Origin of the sequence: Naasia aerilata (assembly GCF_030296595.1) — a bacterium.
GTDB classification, from domain to species: Bacteria; Actinomycetota; Actinomycetes; order Actinomycetales; family Microbacteriaceae; genus Naasia; species Naasia aerilata.
In genome coordinates, this window is sequence record NZ_AP027731.1 from 125630 (window position 1) to 142670 (window position 17041).

Below are 17041 nucleotides of genomic sequence, written 5' to 3' on the forward strand. Positions count from 1 at the left end.
GCCTAGCCGGAGCGGGACACGCGCCCCCGGCCGGTGCGGGCCGCGCGGGAAGCCGTTGCTACCCTTCCACCGAGCCCGCCTCGCGGAGCGCGATCCCGATCATCCGGATGTTCGCCGCGGCGCCGGCACGGAGGGGGATCCGACAAGTGGCGAGACGCACGACCGCGGCCATCCTGGCGATGGCCGGCCTGCTGAGCCTCGCCGCCTGCACGTCGAACCCGGTGCAGGCGCCGCCCGCCAAGCCCGGCCAGTCGGCGACGACGGCCCCGGTGGGCGCGCCGTCGACGGAGCCGACGCCGTCCCCCACCCCCACCGAGACCGGCCCGACCTCCGTCCCGGTGACTCAGACGTGCGACCAGCTGGTCCCGGCGCAGGCGCTCTACGACTACAACCCGAACTTCGCTCCGGTGCCCGACTACACGCCCGCGGCCGGGACCGACGCGGCGCTCATCGAGTCCTACCAGGGCGTGGCCTGCGGCTGGTCGAACCTGTCGAGCGGCAACACGGTCGAGATCGCGGTCGCGCACCTCGGCTCGGAGGACATCGAGAAGCTGGCGAACAGCCTCGTCCTCACGACCCCCTCGGTGCCGACCTACGGCGGCGTCGACTACTTCAAGTACGCGAACGGCGTGGGCACGGCGAACGCGTTCTCGGGCGACTACTGGATCGTGGCGCGCTCGGCCGAGTTCTTCGAGCCGGGCGACGCGGCGCAGCTCGTCGCGTCGGTGAAGGCCGCGCTCGCCTGAGCCGCTGCGGCGCGCCGCGTGGCCGCCGCGCGCCGGGCACACCGAGCGCCCCCTTTCCCGCCGAGCGCGCCCCGTACCGACGAGCGCACCCCGTCTCCGCCCCGCGCTCGGCGTCTCGACCCGCGCTCGGTGGGCGGGCGTCAGCCCAGGGTGACGAACGACGCCACGTGGTCCCGCGGAAGCTCGTCCGCGATGGCCGTGATGCTCATCGCCTGCAGCGTGACCCAGCCGCCGTGGCTGGTGAGGAAGGCCGTGTCAGCGGCGTCGCGTCCGGTCGCGATGCGGACGAGCGTCTGCCGGGGCGCCAGCGCCGTCGCATCCACCACGTGCCACTGCCCGTCGACGAACGCCTCGCAGACGGCGTGGAAGTCCATCGGCATGAGCCCGGGCGCGTACACCGACACCACGCGCGCGGGGACGTCGAGGGCCCGGAGCAGTGCGACGCAGAGGTGCGCGTAGTCCCGGCACACGCCGCGGCGGTCGAGCAGGGTCTGGGTGGCGCCGTCGGTCACCTCGCTGGCTCCGGGCACGTAGCTGAGGTGGGAGCCGACCCAGGAGCTGACGCCGGCCAGCAGGTCGCGGCCGGCGAGCCCGCCGAACTCAGCCATGGCGGTCGGCAGGAGCGAGTCGGACTCCGCGTAGCGGCTGGGCCGCAGGTAGGTGATGAGGTCCAGCGGCTCCACGGCGACGGGGGCGGCCCGGCCGGCGATGTCGGCCTCGTAGTAGGCGGTCACGCCGCCCGCCTCGGCGACGAACTGGTGCAGCCGCGTGCCGTGCACGTCGGCCAGCTCGACCGCCTCGTACTCGGTGCCTGCACCCTCGAAGCGGAGCGTTTCGGTCAGGGTCGCCCCGTCGCCCGGACGGGCCGCCGCGATGGCGAAGACGAGGTTGGTGCGCGCCGACAGCGTGAGCTCGAGGGAGGCGGAGACGTGCCGGTGCATCCCGCGATCCTTCCACAGGCGGAATAGGCCCCTCCCCGAGCCGGTTGCCGCCACCATGACCATTCCAGGACTGACCACCATCGGATTCATCGGCGCCGGCCACATCGGCTCCTCTCTCGCACGGCTCGCCGTGGACGCCGGCTACCGGGTGGTGCTCAGCAACTCGCGCGGACCGGAGACGCTGGCCGACCTCGTGGCGAGCCTCGGGGATGCGGCGAGCGCCGCGACGCCCGAGGAGGCGGCGAAGGCCGGGGACCTCGTGGTCGTGACCATCCCGCTCAAGAACTACCGCGACGTGCCGGTGGCGCCGCTCGCCGGCAAGATCGTGATCGACACGAACAACTACTACCCGCAGCGCGACGGGAGCATCGCGGAGCTCGACGACGAGTCGACGACCGTGTCCGAGCTGCTCCAGGCCCACCTCCCCGAGTCGCGCGTCGTGAAGGCCTTCAACCACATCGGATACAACGACCTCCTCACCGACGGCTCCCCCGCCGGCACCCCGGGGCGCCGCGCGCTCGTCGTCGCCGGCGACGACCGGGAGGCCCGCGCCACCGTCACCGCCCTCATCGACGAGTTCGGCTTCGACGTGGTCGAGCTGTTCTCCCTGCCCGAGGGCTGGCGCATCCAGCGCGACACGCCCGCCTACGGCATCCGCCGCAATGCGGACGAGCTCCGCGCCGACCTGGCCACTGCGCAGCGCTACCGCGACATGTGACCGGGCCGGGGTCCGGGCGGCCTGCACACCGGTGCTAGCCTTGACGGGCCCCAAGGAGCCCCCATAGCTCAGGGGATAGAGCACTGCCCTCCGGAGGCAGGGGCGCAAGTTCGAATCTTGCTGGGGGCACCACTCAGACGCGGTTTTACACCGATGGCCTTGTCTCGCGCTGCAGCAACGACCGCCGCCGGCCGGCTCAGCGGTTGAGCCACACGCGAGCCTCTCGCTGCGCCGTCTCGGATGGACGCTCGTCGGGACTCAGGTGTCCGGCCACCTGCTCGTAGGCCAGCCCGACCGCAGCCTTGTCGACGCCCAGCGGCACAACGCTCAGGATGTCCTTCAGCGAGGAGCGCCCAGCGAGGCCGTACATCGCGAAGTAGACGGCCCTCGCCGACGCGAGAGGATCGAGGGGCCGCGCCAGAGCAACCGCGACCGGCTGCGGAACCAGCTTCTCGCGGTTCGCCTCGATGAATTTCGCCACCTTGTTCTGCACGGGGCCACTGATCTTCAGATACGTGGAGTAGTTGAAGGTGCCCACGCCTGGGAGATCCGAGAGTATGTCGGCGAAGACCGCCCCGATTCCGACGCCCTGGATCTCATAGGTCGCACGAGCGGCGCCGAGTTCCACGGCGGCCCCGACCAGGCCGAAATTGAAGGAAGCCTTGAGGTCGGTGTGCTGGACGCGGAGCAGGATCCGCATCCCCACCCCCACCGCGTTCCCACTATCTGGTCGGGAAACCGCGCTTGTCCGTCGGGTACGAAGCGGTCGGTGAAGGTCATTGCATCGAAGTAGAAGGCCTCCTCGTTCGCCGAGAGCTGCCCTTTGAAGATCGTGCCGATCCCGAGCGTTGCGGCCGCGGTGATTGCGAGAGAGTCGGACACGATCTGGAAGTTGGAGAAGGCGCCTTCCGGATCATCGAGGGGCACCGGCAGAGCGGACTCCTCGCTGCTCAGCGAGCCGATCAGCGCGACCATCGCGCCCCGATCGTTGCGCAGCGGACCGATGGGCAGGAAATCCATGACTTGCCTCTCGACGTTGAGAAGTGCGGGCGAACCAGAGCCGACGTCTGCATCGTTCTCCCGGAGGCCGGGCGCCGTAATGACGAAGGTCCCGTTCCTCCGACCTTGCCGACTCGAAGTGACTCCGCCCGGGCCCGGCGCACTCCAGCAGACCTTGCGCTCTGACCAGCGCTAATGTGCAGATCGCCGCGCCCGGCGGTCGAACGGAGCCCCTGATGTCCTACGTCGTCGACTTCACCGACGTCTCCACCGTCGGCCTCGAGTCCTCGCCCGTCGCGGACGCCCTCGCCGGCCTCCGCGCGAACGAGGCACGGTACTTCAAGAACAAGTACGACCACGTCTTCACCGTCGAGCCGGCGAGCGAGGCGGCGGAAACCGTCGAGTGGGTGCACCGCATCCTCCGCGAGGAGCGCGACCTCGTCATCTCCTCCCCCGCCCTCGAGGCGACCGCCTTCGAGGTCGAGGGCTACCGGATGGCGTACGTCTTCTACGAGAGCGGCCTCTCCATCAACGTGATGTACGCCACGGACGACGCGGGCAAGCGCGCCGTCGGGTTCAAGCTGTCCGACGGGATGGAGGTTCCCGCCGAGCTGGCGACGCGCTTCAAGTTCGCGCGCCAGCGGTCGAAGCTCGCCGGCACCATCCGCGGCTCCTACTTCACGATCAAGAACGAGTACTGAGGCGCCTTCCGGCGCTCGAGGTGGCACTTGTTGCTGCCTCAGCGGCGAGGTGGCAGCACCTACTGCCACCTCGCGTGTGCGGCGTCAGCGCCGCCAGGAGTCGCCGGCGATACCGGGGAGTTCCCGGGCGACGAGTGTGACGTCCTCGCCGGGCTCGAGGAGCACGAGGCGCTCCTGCATGGCGCTCCCCTCGAAGGCCCGGCGGATGGATGCGTGGTCCTGCGTGAAGTGCGCCCACCCCTCGCTGTGCACCGGGACCATCCGCTCGACCCCGAGCAGCTCGGTGGCGATCGGCAGCTGATCACTCGTCAGGGTGAGGAACGCGTCGAGGCGCGGCACCCTCGCGCCGCCGCCGAACAGGACGGCGAAGGTGATCGGGCCCAGATGGTGGGCGACCTCCTCGACGACGCGGAGCGAGGCGTTGTCGCCGCTGACGTAGACGGTCGGCAGCCCCTCGCCGTGCAGGACGAATCCGATGACCGGGCCGGACGAGGCCGCCATGCCCTCCGGCCCGTGCACGGCGGGCACCGCGGTCACGTGCAGCCGGCCCTGATCCGGCCGCGCGAGCGACATCCGCTGCCACTCGCCGAGCCCCGTCACCGAGGCGCCCAGCCGCTCGGCTGCAGCCCCCGTGGAGACGACGAGGGGCACTGAGGAGAGGAAGGCCCGCCCTGCGTCGTCCAGGTTGTCGCCGTGCTGGTCGTGCGAGAGGAGCACGACGTCGACCGGCCCGAGGTCCTCGGGCGTCTTCGCCGGACCAACGGTCTTCGTCAGGGTGGACGCACCCGAGGGCTGGGGTCCTGGCGGACTGAAGGTGGGATCGGTCAGGAAGCGCAGCCCGCCGAGCTCGATCACGGCGGTCGGCCCGCCGATCAGCTCGACGCGGACCGCACGGGGGTCGACTGCGCTGCTCATGGGTCCTCCCGAAACCTCCGCCGCTCGGATCCTTGAGGAGCGACGCATCCAGTGTGCCGGACGCTCCGCCCTCGCCGGCCGAGCTCGGGGAAAGCCCCTGGCCATGGTGGACTTCGCCGGATCGGAGCGCCATACATCCCCGTTATCAGCCGGGTGGATGAGGCGGATCACCAACGTGTTATTCCCCGATGCCTCCGCCGTCGCTTCAATGAGACTGCCCATGCACAGCGCTGGGCACTCGGACGCGCAGTGTGGCCGTCCAGCCGGGCCCCGCCCGTGGCCGCTCTGTCGCTGATGAAGACGATGGAGGTTGTTCAGTGTCGAATTCTTCCCTTGCGGCCGAGGCCCCGGTCGCGGAGCATCGCGCCGGCGTCGGTCAGGGCATCCTGCTCCTGGCCGGGAGCTGCATGCCCGTGCTCGGCTCCGTGCTCATCACCCCGGTCCTGCCCCAGCTCTCGCAGGCCTTCGCCGACGTACCGGGGTCCGAGGTGCTCGTGCCCATGGTGGTCGCCATCCCGGCGCTCATGATCGCGATCTTCGCGCCCTTCGCCGGCCAGATCGTCGACCGGGTCGGCCGCAAGCTGCTGCTGATCATCGCGATGTTCGCCTACGCGATCGTCGGCACGGCGCCGGCGTGGCTTCAGGGTCTCCCGGAGATCCTCATCAGCCGCGTCCTCGTCGGAGTCTGCGAGGCCGCGATCATGACGGTCTGCACGACGCTCATCGTGGACTACTTCCACGAGAAGCGGCGCAACCGCTACCTCGCGGCGCAGACCATCGCGACGACGCTCGCGGCGACGGTCTTCATCGCCCTCGGCGGCGCCCTCGGCGTCGGCGGCTGGCACACGCCGTTCTGGGTGTACGCCATCAGCATCCTCATCGCGGTGCCGATGATCTTCGCGCTGTGGGAGCCCAAGGCGTCGTCCCGCACGGTGGAGAAGGTGCGCACGCCCATCCCGTGGCGCCGGATCGGCGGACCGCTGCTCGTCACCCTCTTCGGCGGCTTCAGCTTCTACGTGATCATCATCGAGGCGAGCTACCTCGTCGTCGGAACTGGCATCGACGCGACGGACACCGGTGTCATCGGCGGGGTCGCCGCCGGCGCCTCGCTCGCGACCGCGATCGGCGGCCTGAGCTTCGTGCGCGCGATCCGCCTCGGGCTGCCGGTCCTCCTTCCGGCAGCCTTCGGCCTCCAGGCGCTCGGCATGCTCGTCATCTGGGTGGTGCCCGGCCTCGCCGGGGTCGCCATCGGTGCGGTCATCGCCTCGTTCGGCTCGGGCCTGCTCCTCCCCTCGCTCCAGCGCTGGGTGGTCGCCACCACCGAGTTCGCCGAGCGCGGGCGGGTCACGGGCTGGTGGACCGCCGCGTTCTTCCTCGGTCAGTTCCTCACGCCGATCCTCATCGCCATCTTCAGCGGGATCGGCGGCAGCCTGGGAGCGGGCGTCGGCATCGTGGGAATCGCCGCGATCGTGATCGCGGTCGTGGTCGGGATGGCCGTGCGGCGCGAGGGCACGCCGGTCCCCGCCGAGTAGCACTGCACGCCGGGGTGACGGATGGGGGCCTCCCCGCCGTCACCCCTGTCGCATCCCTGCGGTCGCCTCGGCGAACTGCTCGCGCATCCAGATGTGCTCGGGGTCGTGCGTGTAGCCGGGGTGCCACCAGAGCGCGTTCGTGATCGGCGTGGCATCGAAGGGCGGCTCGAACACCTCGACGCCGCCCATGGCGCGCGCGAAGTCGGCGAGCCCGGCCTGGATCAGCCCGAGCCGCCGCGTGCCGGCGATGAAGGCGGGCAGGGTCACGAAGCTCTCGACCACGGCTTCCACGTGCGGCTCGATCCCCAGCTGCTGGATCTGCCGCCCCGCGGACGTGAAGGCGGTCCGCGACTGGTAGGTGAACACCCACGGGGACGTGGCGACCGCTGACATCGAGACCCCGTTCCGGGTGTCCGGGTTGTCCGACGCCGCGAGGACCACCCACCTGTCCCGCCACAGGTCGAGGTAGGGCAGGCCGCTGATCGTGCCGTGGGGCATGAGGATCCCGTCGGTGCTGCGGAGGCGCTCCTCGACGTCCTCCACGATGGCCGTCGTGTGCAGCATGAACCGGAACTTGACGGCGGGCGCCCGCTCGATGGCGAGGCGGGCGACGGCTCGCCCGGTCGTCGCGAAGCCGTAGTCGGACCCGTAGATCGAGAACTCCCGGGTCGCCCGCTCCGGGCTCCAGTCAGCCTGGCTGCTGAAGACGCGCTGCGACATCTCCAGCGCGGCGGTGGTGTGCTCGGCGAGCCGGACGGCGAGCGGCGTGAGGTCGTAGCTGTTGCCGCGCCGAGCGAGGATGGGGTCGCCGAAGTGCTGCCGGAGGCGGGACAGCGCCGCCGACAGCGCGGGCTGGCTCAGCTGCAGGCGTTCGGCCGCCCGGGTGACGCTGCGCTCGGTGAGGAGCGCGTCGAGCGCGACGAGCAGGTTCAGATCGAGGCGGGACAGGGCGCGCTGGTCGGCCATCGGCGATCCTCCTCGACCGGTCGGCGGGTGCAGACGACAGCATAAGTGGCATGGATTGCAGGCATAGGGAATTGGCCGTTCCGTGATGCCCCCGCGACTCGGATAGTGGAGGAACGTCCACGCACCCGCGGACCCCGAAAGGATCGACGATGATTCACCTGCTCTCCCACCTCTCCTACGTGGCCATCACCACGCCCGATGTGGAGGCGTCGGTCGAGTTCTACAAGACGGAGGTCGGCCTCACCGAGGTCGCCCGCGAGAACGGCTCCGTGTATCTGCGCTGCTGGGGCGACTACTACGCCTACTCCGTCGTCGTGGTCCCGGGCGACGAGCCCGCGATGGAGACCATGGCCTGGCGCACCTCGTCACCGGAGGCGCTCGAGGAGGCGGTCACGCGCATCGAGGCCGCCGGGGTCACGGGCGAGTGGTTCGACGGCTACAAGATCGGCCGCGCCTACCGGTTCGTGGGGCCGTTCGGGCACTCCATGACGCTGCACTGGGACGTGGAGCGCCACCAGGCGCCCGGGCACGTCGCCTCCATCTACCCCGACCGCCCCGAGCGTCGCTCGAAGGTCGCCGGCGCTCCCCGCCAGCTCGACCACGTGACGATCGCCGCGAGCAACGTCGACGAGTTCGCCAAGTGGTACAACGATGTCCTCGGCTTCCGCATCATGGCGCGCACCGTCCTGGACGAGGCCCCCATCTCGGTGTTCTCCGTGCTCACCACCAACGAGAAGTCGCACGACCTCGGCGTCGTGCTCGACGGCTCCTCGCGTGCCGGCCGGATCAACCACTACGCCTTCTGGGTGGACACCTACGAGGAACTCCTCATCGCCGCGGACACGCTCATGGAGAGCGGCGTCGCGATCGAGTACGGCCCCTCCATCCACGGCATCGGCGAGCAGACGTTCCTCTACTACCGCGAGCCTTCCAGCCTCCGCATCGAGCTCAACACCGGCGGCTACCGCAACTACGTCCCGGACTGGACGCCGAACACCTGGAAGCCGTCGCTCGGCTCGAGCAACTTCTACAAGAACGGCGCCATGCCGATGTCGATGACCGAGTCGTTCCCCCGGCCGACGGCCCGACGGCGACCGAGGAGGGCGTGCCCGAGGAGCTCCGCGCGGCGCTGCTCAACCCCTACACCCGGCACGGCTGAGCCCCGACGCCCCCGCCCCGGAGCCGCCGCTGGCGGCCCCGGGGCTTCGGCATTTCCGTTGCGATTCAAGGAGGAACCATGACGACAGCAGCATCCGGAGCACCCAGCGAGGACCCGGGCGAGCTCGACCGGCAGAACCCGGAGGCGGAGATCGGGGCACGCGCCGAGGCGTTCCGCAACTGGGGACGGTGGGGCGAGGACGACGTCCTCGGCACCCTGAACTTCATCGATCCTGCCAAGCGCGTCGAGGCGGCCGGCCTGGTGCGGGAGGGCCGAGTCGTCTCCTTGTCGCTGGCCTTCGACACCGATGGTCCGCAGAAGGGCTGGCGCCGGCGCGTCAATCCGGTGCACACCATGACGGACACCGGATCGGACGCCGAGCTCGGCAACCAGCCGTTCCCGCACGGGATCGGCGGCGCCGACGACTACGTCACCATGCCGCTGCAGAGCTCCACGCAGTGGGACGGCCTCGGGCACATCTTCGACCACGGCAAGGCCTGGAACGGGCGTCGCGCCGGCACCACGGTCACGAGCGACGGCGACCTGGTCACGGGCATCGAGCACGCGGCCGCGGTCGTCGTCTCGCGCGGCGTCCTGCTCGACGTCGGCCGCCACCTCTCCCCGAGACCGGCGAGCTGCCGGACGGCTACGGCATCACCGCCGCCGACCTCGACGCCTGCATCGCGGCGCAGGGCGAGACCTCCCGAGTCGGCCGCGGCGACATCGTCGTGGTCCGCACGGGCCGGCTCGCGCGCGCCCGCCGGGAGGGCTGGAACGACTACGCCGGCGGCAGCGCGGCCGGCATCTCGCTGACCGCCGCGGGCTGGATCCACCGCACCGAGATCGCCGCCATCGCCACCGACACCTGGGGCTTCGAGGTGCGCCCGAACGAGTTCGACGTGCCCTCGTTCCAGCCGCTCCACCAGGTCGCGATTCCCAACATCGGGCTCACGATCGGCGAGATGTGGGACCTGGACGAGCTCGGAACCGTGTGCGCGGAGCTGGGCCGCTTCGAGTTCCTGCTCTCCGCGCCTCCCCTGCCCATCACCGGGGCGGTGGGCTCGCCCATCAACCCCGTCGCCGTGCTCTGACAAGATCTCCGCAGAACAGAGAGGTTCTTCCCATGACCGCAGTCCAGAAAGTCGCCATCATCGGCTCGGGGGTCGCCGGGCTCGCCGCCGGCATCCAGCTCGCCAAGGCGGGCGTCGAGGTCCACCTCTACGAGTCCCGCGCCGACATCGGGGCCCTCGGCTCCGGCATCTCGCTGCAGGGCAACGCGCTGCGGGTGTTCGACGCCCTCGGCGTGTGGGAGGACGTCCAGAAGGCCGGATTCACGTTCGAGGGCCTCAACCTGCGGGCGCCGGGCCCGGGCGCACCCATCGTCGCCGCGCTGCCCGACGTCAAGACCGGCGGGCCCGACTACCCCGCGGCGATGGGCATGCCACGTCCCGAGCTGACGCGCATCCTCTTCGAGCACGCCCAGCGTGCCGGGGTCCAGCCGCACTTCGGCGCGAAGGTGACCGGGCTCGAGCAGAGTGACGACTCCGTCGAGCTGCTCGTGGACGGAGAGTCGGCGGGCAGCTTCGACCTGGTGATCGGGGCGGACGGGCTCAACTCCACTGTCCGCAGCCTCATGGGCATCGAGACGAAGCCCGAGCCGAACGGCATGGGCATCTGGCGGACCTTCGTGTCCCGCCCCGCCGAGGTCGAGCGGAGCGAGCTCTACTACGGCGGCCCCGTCTACATCGCCGGGTACACGCCGACCGGCGAGAACAGCATGTACGCGTTCCTGGTCGAGAAGGCGCAGGACCGCACCGGACTCGACGACGCGGAGGCCTCCCGCATCATGCTCGAGGAGTCCCGCGCGTACGACGGACCGTGGAACTCCATCCGCGCCGACCTCGAGAAGGGTGCGCACGCCAACTACACCTGGTTCACGAAGCACCTCGTGCCCGCCCCCTGGAACCGCGGACGGGTGGTGATCATCGGCGACGCGGCGCATTCCTGCCCGCCCACGATCGCCCAGGGCGCCGCTCAGGGGCTGGAGGACGCCTACGTGCTGACCGAGCTCCTCGTGCAGCGCGACGCGGTCGACGAGACCCTGTGGGACCTGTTCCACGCGCGGCGGATCCCGCGCGCCACGGCGGTGGTCGAGGCCTCCAGTCAGCTCGCTCAGTGGCAGATCGACGGGAACCGGGACGCCGACGCCGGCGGACTGATCTTCGGCATCGCGCACCAGATGGCGCAGCCGGCATGAGGATCGCGCGCTGGCAGCAGGCGGATGGGGTGGTCGGCGAAGGGCTCGTCCTCGACGGGGTCGTCGTGCCCTTCCCCGGCGGCGCGACCGTCGCCGAGGTCCTCCGCGACGGCCTCGACGCCGCTTCCGGGCTCGACGCCACGGCGCGCACGGCGCTGGAGCAGGACCCGAGCCGCGGCATCCCGCTCGACGCGGTCCGGCTGCTCCCGCCCGTGGTCCCACCGTCGATCCGCGACTTCGTGACCTTCGAGGAGCACGTGGAGGGCGTGAGCGCGGGCGTCGAGGGCAAGAGCCACGTGGCCGACGAGTGGTACGACGCACCCACGTTCTACTTCACGAACCCGCACACGGTCCGGGCGACGGGCGACACGGTGCCGGTGCCCGAGTCCCGCCGGCTCGACTTCGAGCTCGAGCTCGCGGCGGTCATCGGCGGCGTCCCCGGGTCGACCGGCGAGACGCTCGACGTCGACGCCGCGGGCTCCCACATCTTCGGCTACACGGTGATGAACGACTGGTCCGCTCGCGACCTGCAGGCGCGCGAGATGAAGGTGCGGCTCGGTCCCTGCAAGGGCAAGGACTTCGGCATGACGCTCGGGCCGTGGATCGTCACGGCCGACGAGCTCGCGCAGTTCGTGGACGATGACGGCTTCCTGGCCGTGCGCGCCGAGGTGCGCGTCAACGGCACGCTCGTCGGCGAGGACCTCGTCTCCAACATGGGCTGGCCCTTCCCTGAACTCGTGGCGTACGCGTCGCGCAACTCCGTGGTGGTGCCCGGCGACGTGCTCGGCTCCGGCACGGTTGGCAACGGCGGCTGCCTGGGCGAGCTGTGGGGGCGCGGATCGAGCATCCCGCCGCTCGAGCCGGGCGACGAGGTGCGGATGACGATCGAGGGCGTCGGCGAGATCGTCAACGTGGTCGGCGAGCGGGTTCCGGCACCGGACCTGCCCCGAGCTCGTCAGCGCACGCGCGCACGCACGCGCTGACGGGACACCGGCTCCATAAGGCCGAAACAAAAGCGGGACCCGAGTCGCTCGGGTCCCGCTTTCCGTCGTTCAGGCCAGTTCGGCGAAGGTCTCGGCGACCCAGTCGGCGATGATGCTGCCGACGTAGGGCATGTTGTCGATCGAGATGTGCTCGGTGCCGCCCTCGGGCTCGTCGAAGATGCGCAGCTCGCGCTTCGGCGAGTTCACCGCCTGGTCGTAGGACTGGTGGGCGTACTTCACGTTGATCTGGCGGTCGCCCGCACCGTGTGTGATGAGGAACGGCACGGTGATCTGCTCGACCACGCCGTTCAGGTGCATGTTCTTCGTCTTCTCGATGAAGTCGTCCATGTCGGACGCGCCCCAGACCCAGAACACGTGGTCCCAGTAGTGCGGCACGGGGTTCTCTCCTCGCGACGGCGGCGGGCCTCCTGAACCTCTGACCAGTTGTGGTTCGCTCCCCAGGCGACGCCGAGCTTGAGCCGCTTCTCGAAGGCCAGTGCCCGCGGCGCGTAGTAGCCGCCGAGCGACCAGCCGACGATGCCGATCTGCTCGGGGTCGATGCCGAGGTCGCCGGCGTTCGCCTCGAGCCAGTCGACGATCGCGGCCGCCCACACCTCGGTGTCGTACCGGGCGGTGAGGCCGCGCAGGCGCAGCGCCTCGCCCGAGCCGGGAGTGTCGATCATGAGGGTCGAGACGCCGCGCTGCGCGAGCATCTGCGGGAACTGGGAGTAGTACGCCATCTCCTTGGTGGAGTCGAGGCCGTTCCACTGGATGATCACCGGGTGGGGCCCGTCGCCGGGAGCACGATAGAAGTAGCCGGGCAGCGAGGAGTCCTCGTAGGGCACCTCGACCTGGGTGAGCGGCGCGCCGCTCAGCTCGACGTGCTTGAGCAGCAGGTCGATCGACCGCTGGTAGGCGGCGTTGCGCCCCTCCCACTTGGGCGACTGCAGGCGCTCGGCCTGCGAGGTGTAGAGCGAGGCCCGGTAGTAGGTCTCCCCGCACCGATGCGGCGCCCACGCGCCTCGTCGTCGCGGGCCTTGGCCACCAGGCGGTCCACCACGGCGGACCAGGACGCGTAGAGCTCCTCGGTGCCGGCGTCGTCGCCGTTCTGGGAGGCGATCAGCACGGGCTTGCACGCCCGGTCGATCTCGTCGATGTACCCGCCGTTGTTGAGGCTGGCGACGACCGCCATGCTCCACACGTAGTTGGTGGGGAAGTACATGAACATCTTCGATGCTCTCCTCTTCTTCGTGGAGGCCCGCCGGCCGATGGGTCGGGAGCCGGCCTTCGGCCAGGGTCCGCGACGGTGCACGCTCTTCGAAGGTACGTAAGGCGCGCGGCATCACGGAAGCCGCCGTTGCGTATGAGCGCCATCGGCGGCGGTGATAGCGGGAGCAGGCCCCACGTGCTTGTGTGGAGGATGCCCGCTCGCGTCGCCGTCCTCGTCGAGGGAGTCAGCGACGCCGAGGTCGTCCGGGTCTGCGCCGCCCGGCTGGGGATCGAGCTGGGCGCGCTCGGGGTCGAGCTCCTGCCCTGCGAGGGGGCGAACGGGATGGCGCGGAAGGTGCGGGAGATGCAGCCCCGCCCCGGTCGGCTCCTCGCGCTCTGCGACGCCCACGAGGCCCCCGCAGTCCGCCGCTCCCTCGCGGCCGCCGGAGCCCCGGTGGAGCCCTACGTCTGCTCCGCGGACCTCGAGGACGAGCTCCTCCGCGCGCTCGGCGAAGTCGCGGCGCTCGAGGTCCTCGCCGGCACCGGGGACCTGCGCGCCTTCCGGATCCTGCAGGGCCAGCCGCAGCACCGGGCGCGGTCGTTCGAGCAGCAGCTGCACCGCTTCCTCGGCGCTGGGGCCGGCCGGAAGGCCCGCATCGGGGCCGCTCTCGCCGCAGCACTGGACCCTGCCGCGACGCCTCCGCCGATCGCCGCGCTGCTGCGCGACGCCGCCGACGGGCGATAGGGCTGCGCCCGGCCGACCAATCGCGCAGGCCTTCCGCCGCAAACTCCGATGTGGAAGCCGAGCGGTGCCGCCGCCCGGCAATAGACTCCGCGAGACGGATGGAGCCTCGGATGGGACACGGCCGTGATCGCGGCGCCACCGTCGCGCGCGGGGCTGCGGCGGCGTCGGTCGCGACCTTCGCCGCAGCCGCCTTCCACACCCTCGGCGGCGGGGAGGCCCCCGCGCCCGTCACGATCGTCCTCACGCTCGCGTTCGCGATCCCGCTCTGCATCGCCCTCGTGGGGCGCCGGCTGCCGCTCGTCCGCCTCGCCGCGGCCGTCTCGCTGAGCCAGGTTCTCTTCCACCTCCTCTTCACGCTCGGCGAGGGCTCCGGCACCGCCGCGCTGCCGCACCTGCACGGCGGCGCGGTCCACCTGCCCGCCATGCTCGGGCACGCGCCGCAGCAGATGACGTCCTCGCACGTCGCCGCGGCCCTGCTCACCACCGTGCTGCTGGCGCGCGGGGAGGCCGCCCTGCGCGCCCTCCTCACCTCGTGGCGGCTGTCCGCCACCCGCTGGCGCCGGCTGCCCGCCCCGGTGCCGCTGATCCCGCGGCCGCTGCCCGAGCCCGTCGCGGAGCCGGTCCACCGTCTGCCGGGCCTGATCCTTCCCCTGTCGCTCCGGCATCGGGGTCCGCCGGCACTCGCCGTCTGAGCCCCCTTTTCCGCCGGTTCCACGCCTTCCCAGGCGCCCGGCACCCCGGCCGTCCTCGACGGCCTCTCCTCTCGACTCCTCAGAAGGACGAAACACGCTCATGCACACCATCACCTCCTCATCCCGGCGCGTCCGCCGCCGGGCTCTCGCCGCCGGCATCCTCGGCACCGCCCTCGCCCTCGCCGCACCGCTCGCGGCGAGCGCCCACGTGCGGGTCACTCCCGACCAGGCGGAGCCGGGCGGCTACAGCCAGCTCACCTTCCGCGTTCCGAACGAGAGCGACACCGCCGGCACCGTCCGCGTCGAGGTCACTCTGCCGGCGGACACCCCGTTCGCCTCGGTGTCCTACCAGCCGGTGGCGGGCTGGACGACCACCGCCGACCCCACTCCCCTGCCGAAGCCGGTGACCGTGAACGGCAACGACCTCACCGAGGCCGTCACCAGCGTGGTCTGGCAGGCGGATCCGGGCGTGCAGATCGCGCCGGGACAGTTCCAGCTGTTCACCCTGTCCGTCGGTCCGGTGCCGGAGGTCGGCTCCATCACGCTGCCCGCGACCCAGACCTACTCGGACGGCACGGTGGCCGAGTGGAACGGGGACGCGGAGGCCGAGGAGCCCGCGCCCGTGGTCTATGTGACCGACCCTCCCCCGGCGCGGACGCGCACGACGCCGCGGCGGAGGGCGACGAGCCCGCGGTGACCGCCTCGCCGAGCAGCTCCGATGACGGCCTGGCAAGGGGGTCGCGTTCACCGGGCTCGCCCTCGGGGCGATCGCCTTGATCGTCGCCACCCTCGCCCTGGTTCGCGGCCGTCGGCGGGCGGGGACTAGCCTCGGGTCGTGAGATTCGTCGTCGTCCCCCAGTGGCAAGGCTCCGGATCGAGCAGGGCCATGCGGCTGGGGGACGGCGCTCTCGCCATCCTCGGCGACCTGCCCTCGTCGCGCACGTCGACGGTCGAGGTGCCGCTCGGCGCGGGTGAGCCCCTCGGCACCGGGGTGGCGCGCTTCAGCTCCCTGCGGCTCGTGCACGACCGGCTCGCCGACCTGCTCTCCGGCTTCCAGGAGCCCGCCATCGTCATCGGCGGCGACTGCGGAGTGGAGCTGGCCGCGGTGGAGCACGCGATCGCACGCGACGGGGTGCTCCCGCCGTCGTGTGGCTGGATGCGCACCCCGATCTCGGTGGGATCTCACCGGACCGGCCTCGCGCCTTCTGCGGCACGGTGGCCCGCGCCATCCTCGGCGACGGAGCCGACGGGCTGAGCGCAGCCTCTCCCCTGCCGCCCGAGCGCCTCGTCCTCGCCGGCACCCGGTCGGTCGACGACGACGAGCAGGAGGTGATCGACGAGCGCGGCATCCGGATGCTCCCGGTCGCCGACCTGACCGGCACGGCCCTCGCCGACGCCGTCCAGGCGACGGGCGCGACGTCCGTCTACGTCCACATCGACCTCGACGTGCTCGACCCGGGCGTCCTCGCCGGCATCGGCGATCCCCAGCCGTTCGGTGTCGGCCTCGCCGAGCTCCTGGCGGAGCTGCGTGCCCTCGTGGCGCGCGTGCCGCTCGCGGGCGCCGGCATCGCCATGTTCTCCCCGGAGAGCGCCGACGCCGCCGAGGCGGACCTGCCCGCGATCCTGCGCCTCCTCTCGGCCCTGACCGCCGCATGAGCGGCGAATCGGCCGTGCCCGACGACGCGGCGGCGCCGCGCGTCCGGGTGGAGCGCCGCGGCCCGGTGACGCTGGCCGGATTCGACAGGCCGGCCAAGCGGAACGCGGCCGACCTGCGGATGCTGCAGGAGCTCGCTCTCGCCTACGGGGAGTTCGCACGCGACGATGCGGCGCGCGTGCTCGTCGTGCACGGCATCGGGGATCACTTCACGGGCGGGCTGGACCTCGCGGACCTCGCGCCGCGGCTGGCCGGCGGCGCGCTCGACCTGGTGCCGGAGGGCGGGATCGATCCGTGGCAGCTCACGGGTCCGGTCCTCGGCAAGCCCGTGGTCGTCGCCGTCCAGGGCACGTGCCTGACCCTCGGGATCGAGCTTCTCCTCGCCGCCGACGTCACCGTCGCGGCCGACTCCACGCGCTTCGGCCAGGTCGAGGTGAGCCGCGCGATCCTCCCCTTCGGCGGGGCGACGCTGCGCTTCCCCCGGGCCGTCGGCTGGGGGACGCGATGCGCTGGATGCTGACCGGCGACCTCTTCGACGCCGCCGAGGCGCACCGCATCGGACTCGTGCAGGAGGTGGTCCCGCACGGCGCCCAGCTCGACCGCGCGGTGGAGCTCGCCGAGCGGATCGCCGCCCAGGCACCCCTCGCGGTGCAGGCGACGCTCGCGAACGCGAAGCTCGCCGTCCGGGAGGGCGACGCGGCCGCGATCGAGCGGCTCCCCTCCGAGCTGGCGCGCCTTGCCGCGACAGAGGACTCCCGCATCGGCATGACCGCCTTCCTCACCCGGACGGCTCCGAACTACGTGGGACGCTGACCGAGCTGGAG

At 71.5% G+C, this 17041-nt stretch carries 20 protein-coding genes, 1 tRNA gene and 2 pseudogenes; 16 read left to right on the forward strand and 7 right to left on the reverse strand.

Features of this window, described 5'->3' with window-relative positions:
- The first annotated feature begins 146 nt into the window (after positions 1-146).
- Complete coding sequence (locus QUE51_RS00680; RefSeq protein ID WP_286277710.1) at positions 147-746, forward strand: iron ABC transporter ATP-binding protein; 600 nt, start codon at positions 147-149, stop codon at positions 744-746.
- Positions 747-886: 140 nt separating this feature from the next.
- Here the strand turns inward: QUE51_RS00680 and QUE51_RS00685 are convergent, their stop codons facing one another.
- The gene (locus QUE51_RS00685) at positions 887-1687 is read right to left on the reverse strand and encodes a transglutaminase-like domain-containing protein (protein ID WP_286277711.1); all 801 of its coding nucleotides are present in this window, start codon (positions 1685-1687) and stop codon (positions 887-889) included.
- A gap of 70 nt (positions 1688-1757) precedes the next feature.
- Between QUE51_RS00685 and QUE51_RS00690 the strand changes: the two genes are divergently transcribed.
- Both QUE51_RS00690 and QUE51_RS00695 read left to right on the forward strand, forming a co-directional pair.
- Positions 1758-2405 carry an NADPH-dependent F420 reductase gene (locus tag QUE51_RS00690; RefSeq protein WP_286279477.1) on the forward strand — a complete coding sequence of 216 codons (648 nt, stop codon included), beginning with the start codon at positions 1758-1760 and terminating at the stop codon, positions 2403-2405.
- Between the two features lie 57 nt (positions 2406-2462).
- Positions 2463-2537: transfer RNA gene (locus tag QUE51_RS00695), tRNA-Arg, on the forward strand.
- Between the two features lie 64 nt (positions 2538-2601).
- Here QUE51_RS00695 and QUE51_RS00700 read toward each other — a convergent pair.
- Positions 2602-3105 carry a hypothetical protein gene (locus tag QUE51_RS00700; RefSeq protein ID WP_286277712.1) on the reverse strand — a complete coding sequence of 168 codons (504 nt, stop codon included), beginning with the start codon at positions 3103-3105 and terminating at the stop codon, positions 2602-2604.
- 535 nt (positions 3106-3640) lie between these two features.
- Here QUE51_RS00700 and QUE51_RS00705 point away from each other — a divergent pair.
- On the forward strand, positions 3641-4105 hold the full coding sequence (locus tag QUE51_RS00705; protein WP_286277713.1) for a DUF8821 family protein: 465 nt from the start codon (positions 3641-3643) through the stop codon (positions 4103-4105).
- Positions 4106-4189: 84 nt separating this feature from the next.
- Here QUE51_RS00705 and QUE51_RS00710 read toward each other — a convergent pair whose 3' ends face one another.
- A complete protein-coding gene (locus QUE51_RS00710; RefSeq protein WP_286277714.1) occupies positions 4190-5020 on the reverse strand; it encodes an MBL fold metallo-hydrolase in 831 nt (276 codons plus the stop codon).
- A 317-nt stretch (positions 5021-5337) separates the two neighbouring features.
- Between QUE51_RS00710 and QUE51_RS00715 the strand changes: the two genes are divergently transcribed.
- Positions 5338-6552: an MFS transporter gene (locus tag QUE51_RS00715; RefSeq protein WP_286277716.1), complete on the forward strand. Its 1215-nt coding sequence runs from the start codon at positions 5338-5340 to the stop codon at positions 6550-6552.
- 39 nt (positions 6553-6591) lie between these two features.
- Here QUE51_RS00715 and QUE51_RS00720 read toward each other — a convergent pair whose 3' ends face one another.
- Entirely contained in the window at positions 6592-7518 is a 927-nt protein-coding gene (locus QUE51_RS00720; protein WP_286277717.1) for a LysR family transcriptional regulator, read from the reverse strand.
- 149 nt (positions 7519-7667) lie between these two features.
- Here QUE51_RS00720 and QUE51_RS00725 point away from each other — a divergent pair.
- From QUE51_RS00725 to QUE51_RS00740, 4 genes and pseudogenes are all read left to right on the forward strand, one after another.
- Positions 7668-8677, forward strand: a pseudogene (locus QUE51_RS00725) (VOC family protein).
- 78 nt (positions 8678-8755) lie between these two features.
- Positions 8756-9768: pseudogene (locus tag QUE51_RS00730) on the forward strand (cyclase family protein).
- 32 nt (positions 9769-9800) lie between these two features.
- Entirely contained in the window at positions 9801-10934 is a 1134-nt protein-coding gene (locus QUE51_RS00735; RefSeq protein ID WP_286277719.1) for an FAD-dependent monooxygenase, read from the forward strand.
- A complete protein-coding gene (locus QUE51_RS00740; RefSeq protein ID WP_286277720.1) occupies positions 10931-11917 on the forward strand; it encodes a fumarylacetoacetate hydrolase family protein in 987 nt (328 codons plus the stop codon). The genes QUE51_RS00735 and QUE51_RS00740 overlap by 4 nt, the downstream gene beginning before the upstream one ends.
- A 69-nt stretch (positions 11918-11986) precedes the next feature.
- Here QUE51_RS00740 and QUE51_RS00745 read toward each other — a convergent pair whose 3' ends face one another.
- From QUE51_RS00745 to QUE51_RS00755, 3 genes are read right to left on the reverse strand one after another with little or no spacing between them, the layout of a single operon-like run.
- Positions 11987-12265: an alpha/beta hydrolase gene (locus QUE51_RS00745; RefSeq protein ID WP_286277721.1), complete on the reverse strand. Its 279-nt coding sequence runs from the start codon at positions 12263-12265 to the stop codon at positions 11987-11989.
- Positions 12226-12867 carry an alpha/beta hydrolase family protein gene (locus QUE51_RS00750; protein ID WP_286279479.1) on the reverse strand — a complete coding sequence of 214 codons (642 nt, stop codon included), beginning with the start codon at positions 12865-12867 and terminating at the stop codon, positions 12226-12228. The genes QUE51_RS00745 and QUE51_RS00750 overlap by 40 nt, the downstream gene beginning before the upstream one ends.
- Entirely contained in the window at positions 12789-13145 is a 357-nt protein-coding gene (locus tag QUE51_RS00755; protein WP_286279489.1) for a hypothetical protein, read from the reverse strand. The genes QUE51_RS00750 and QUE51_RS00755 overlap by 79 nt, the downstream gene beginning before the upstream one ends.
- Before the next feature lie 192 nt (positions 13146-13337).
- On the opposite strand from QUE51_RS00755, the gene QUE51_RS00760 reads away from it, so the two are divergent.
- The 7 genes from QUE51_RS00760 (at position 13338) to QUE51_RS17640 (ending at position 17030) form a co-directional block, all read left to right on the forward strand.
- On the forward strand, positions 13338-13871 hold the full coding sequence (locus tag QUE51_RS00760; RefSeq protein ID WP_286277722.1) for a TOPRIM nucleotidyl transferase/hydrolase domain-containing protein: 534 nt from the start codon (positions 13338-13340) through the stop codon (positions 13869-13871).
- Positions 13872-13981: 110 nt separating this feature from the next.
- Positions 13982-14563, forward strand: a complete 582-nt coding sequence (locus tag QUE51_RS00765) for a hypothetical protein (RefSeq protein WP_286277723.1) — start codon at positions 13982-13984, stop codon at positions 14561-14563.
- Positions 14564-14663: 100 nt separating this feature from the next.
- Positions 14664-15260: a YcnI family copper-binding membrane protein gene (locus tag QUE51_RS00770; protein WP_286277724.1), complete on the forward strand. Its 597-nt coding sequence runs from the start codon at positions 14664-14666 to the stop codon at positions 15258-15260.
- Positions 15261-15398: 138 nt separating this feature from the next.
- Positions 15399-15818, forward strand: a complete 420-nt coding sequence (locus QUE51_RS00775) for an arginase family protein (protein ID WP_286277725.1) — start codon at positions 15399-15401, stop codon at positions 15816-15818.
- Positions 15710-16219, forward strand: a complete 510-nt coding sequence (locus tag QUE51_RS00780) for an arginase family protein (protein WP_286277726.1) — start codon at positions 15710-15712, stop codon at positions 16217-16219. The genes QUE51_RS00775 and QUE51_RS00780 overlap by 109 nt, the downstream gene beginning before the upstream one ends.
- Positions 16216-16737 carry an enoyl-CoA hydratase-related protein gene (locus QUE51_RS17635; RefSeq protein ID WP_350226688.1) on the forward strand — a complete coding sequence of 174 codons (522 nt, stop codon included), beginning with the start codon at positions 16216-16218 and terminating at the stop codon, positions 16735-16737. The genes QUE51_RS00780 and QUE51_RS17635 overlap by 4 nt, the downstream gene beginning before the upstream one ends.
- The gene (locus tag QUE51_RS17640; protein WP_350226689.1) at positions 16722-17030 is read left to right on the forward strand and encodes an enoyl-CoA hydratase-related protein; all 309 of its coding nucleotides are present in this window, start codon (positions 16722-16724) and stop codon (positions 17028-17030) included. Before QUE51_RS17635 ends, QUE51_RS17640 begins: the two co-directional genes overlap by 16 nt.
- Positions 17031-17041: the final 11 nt, after the last annotated feature.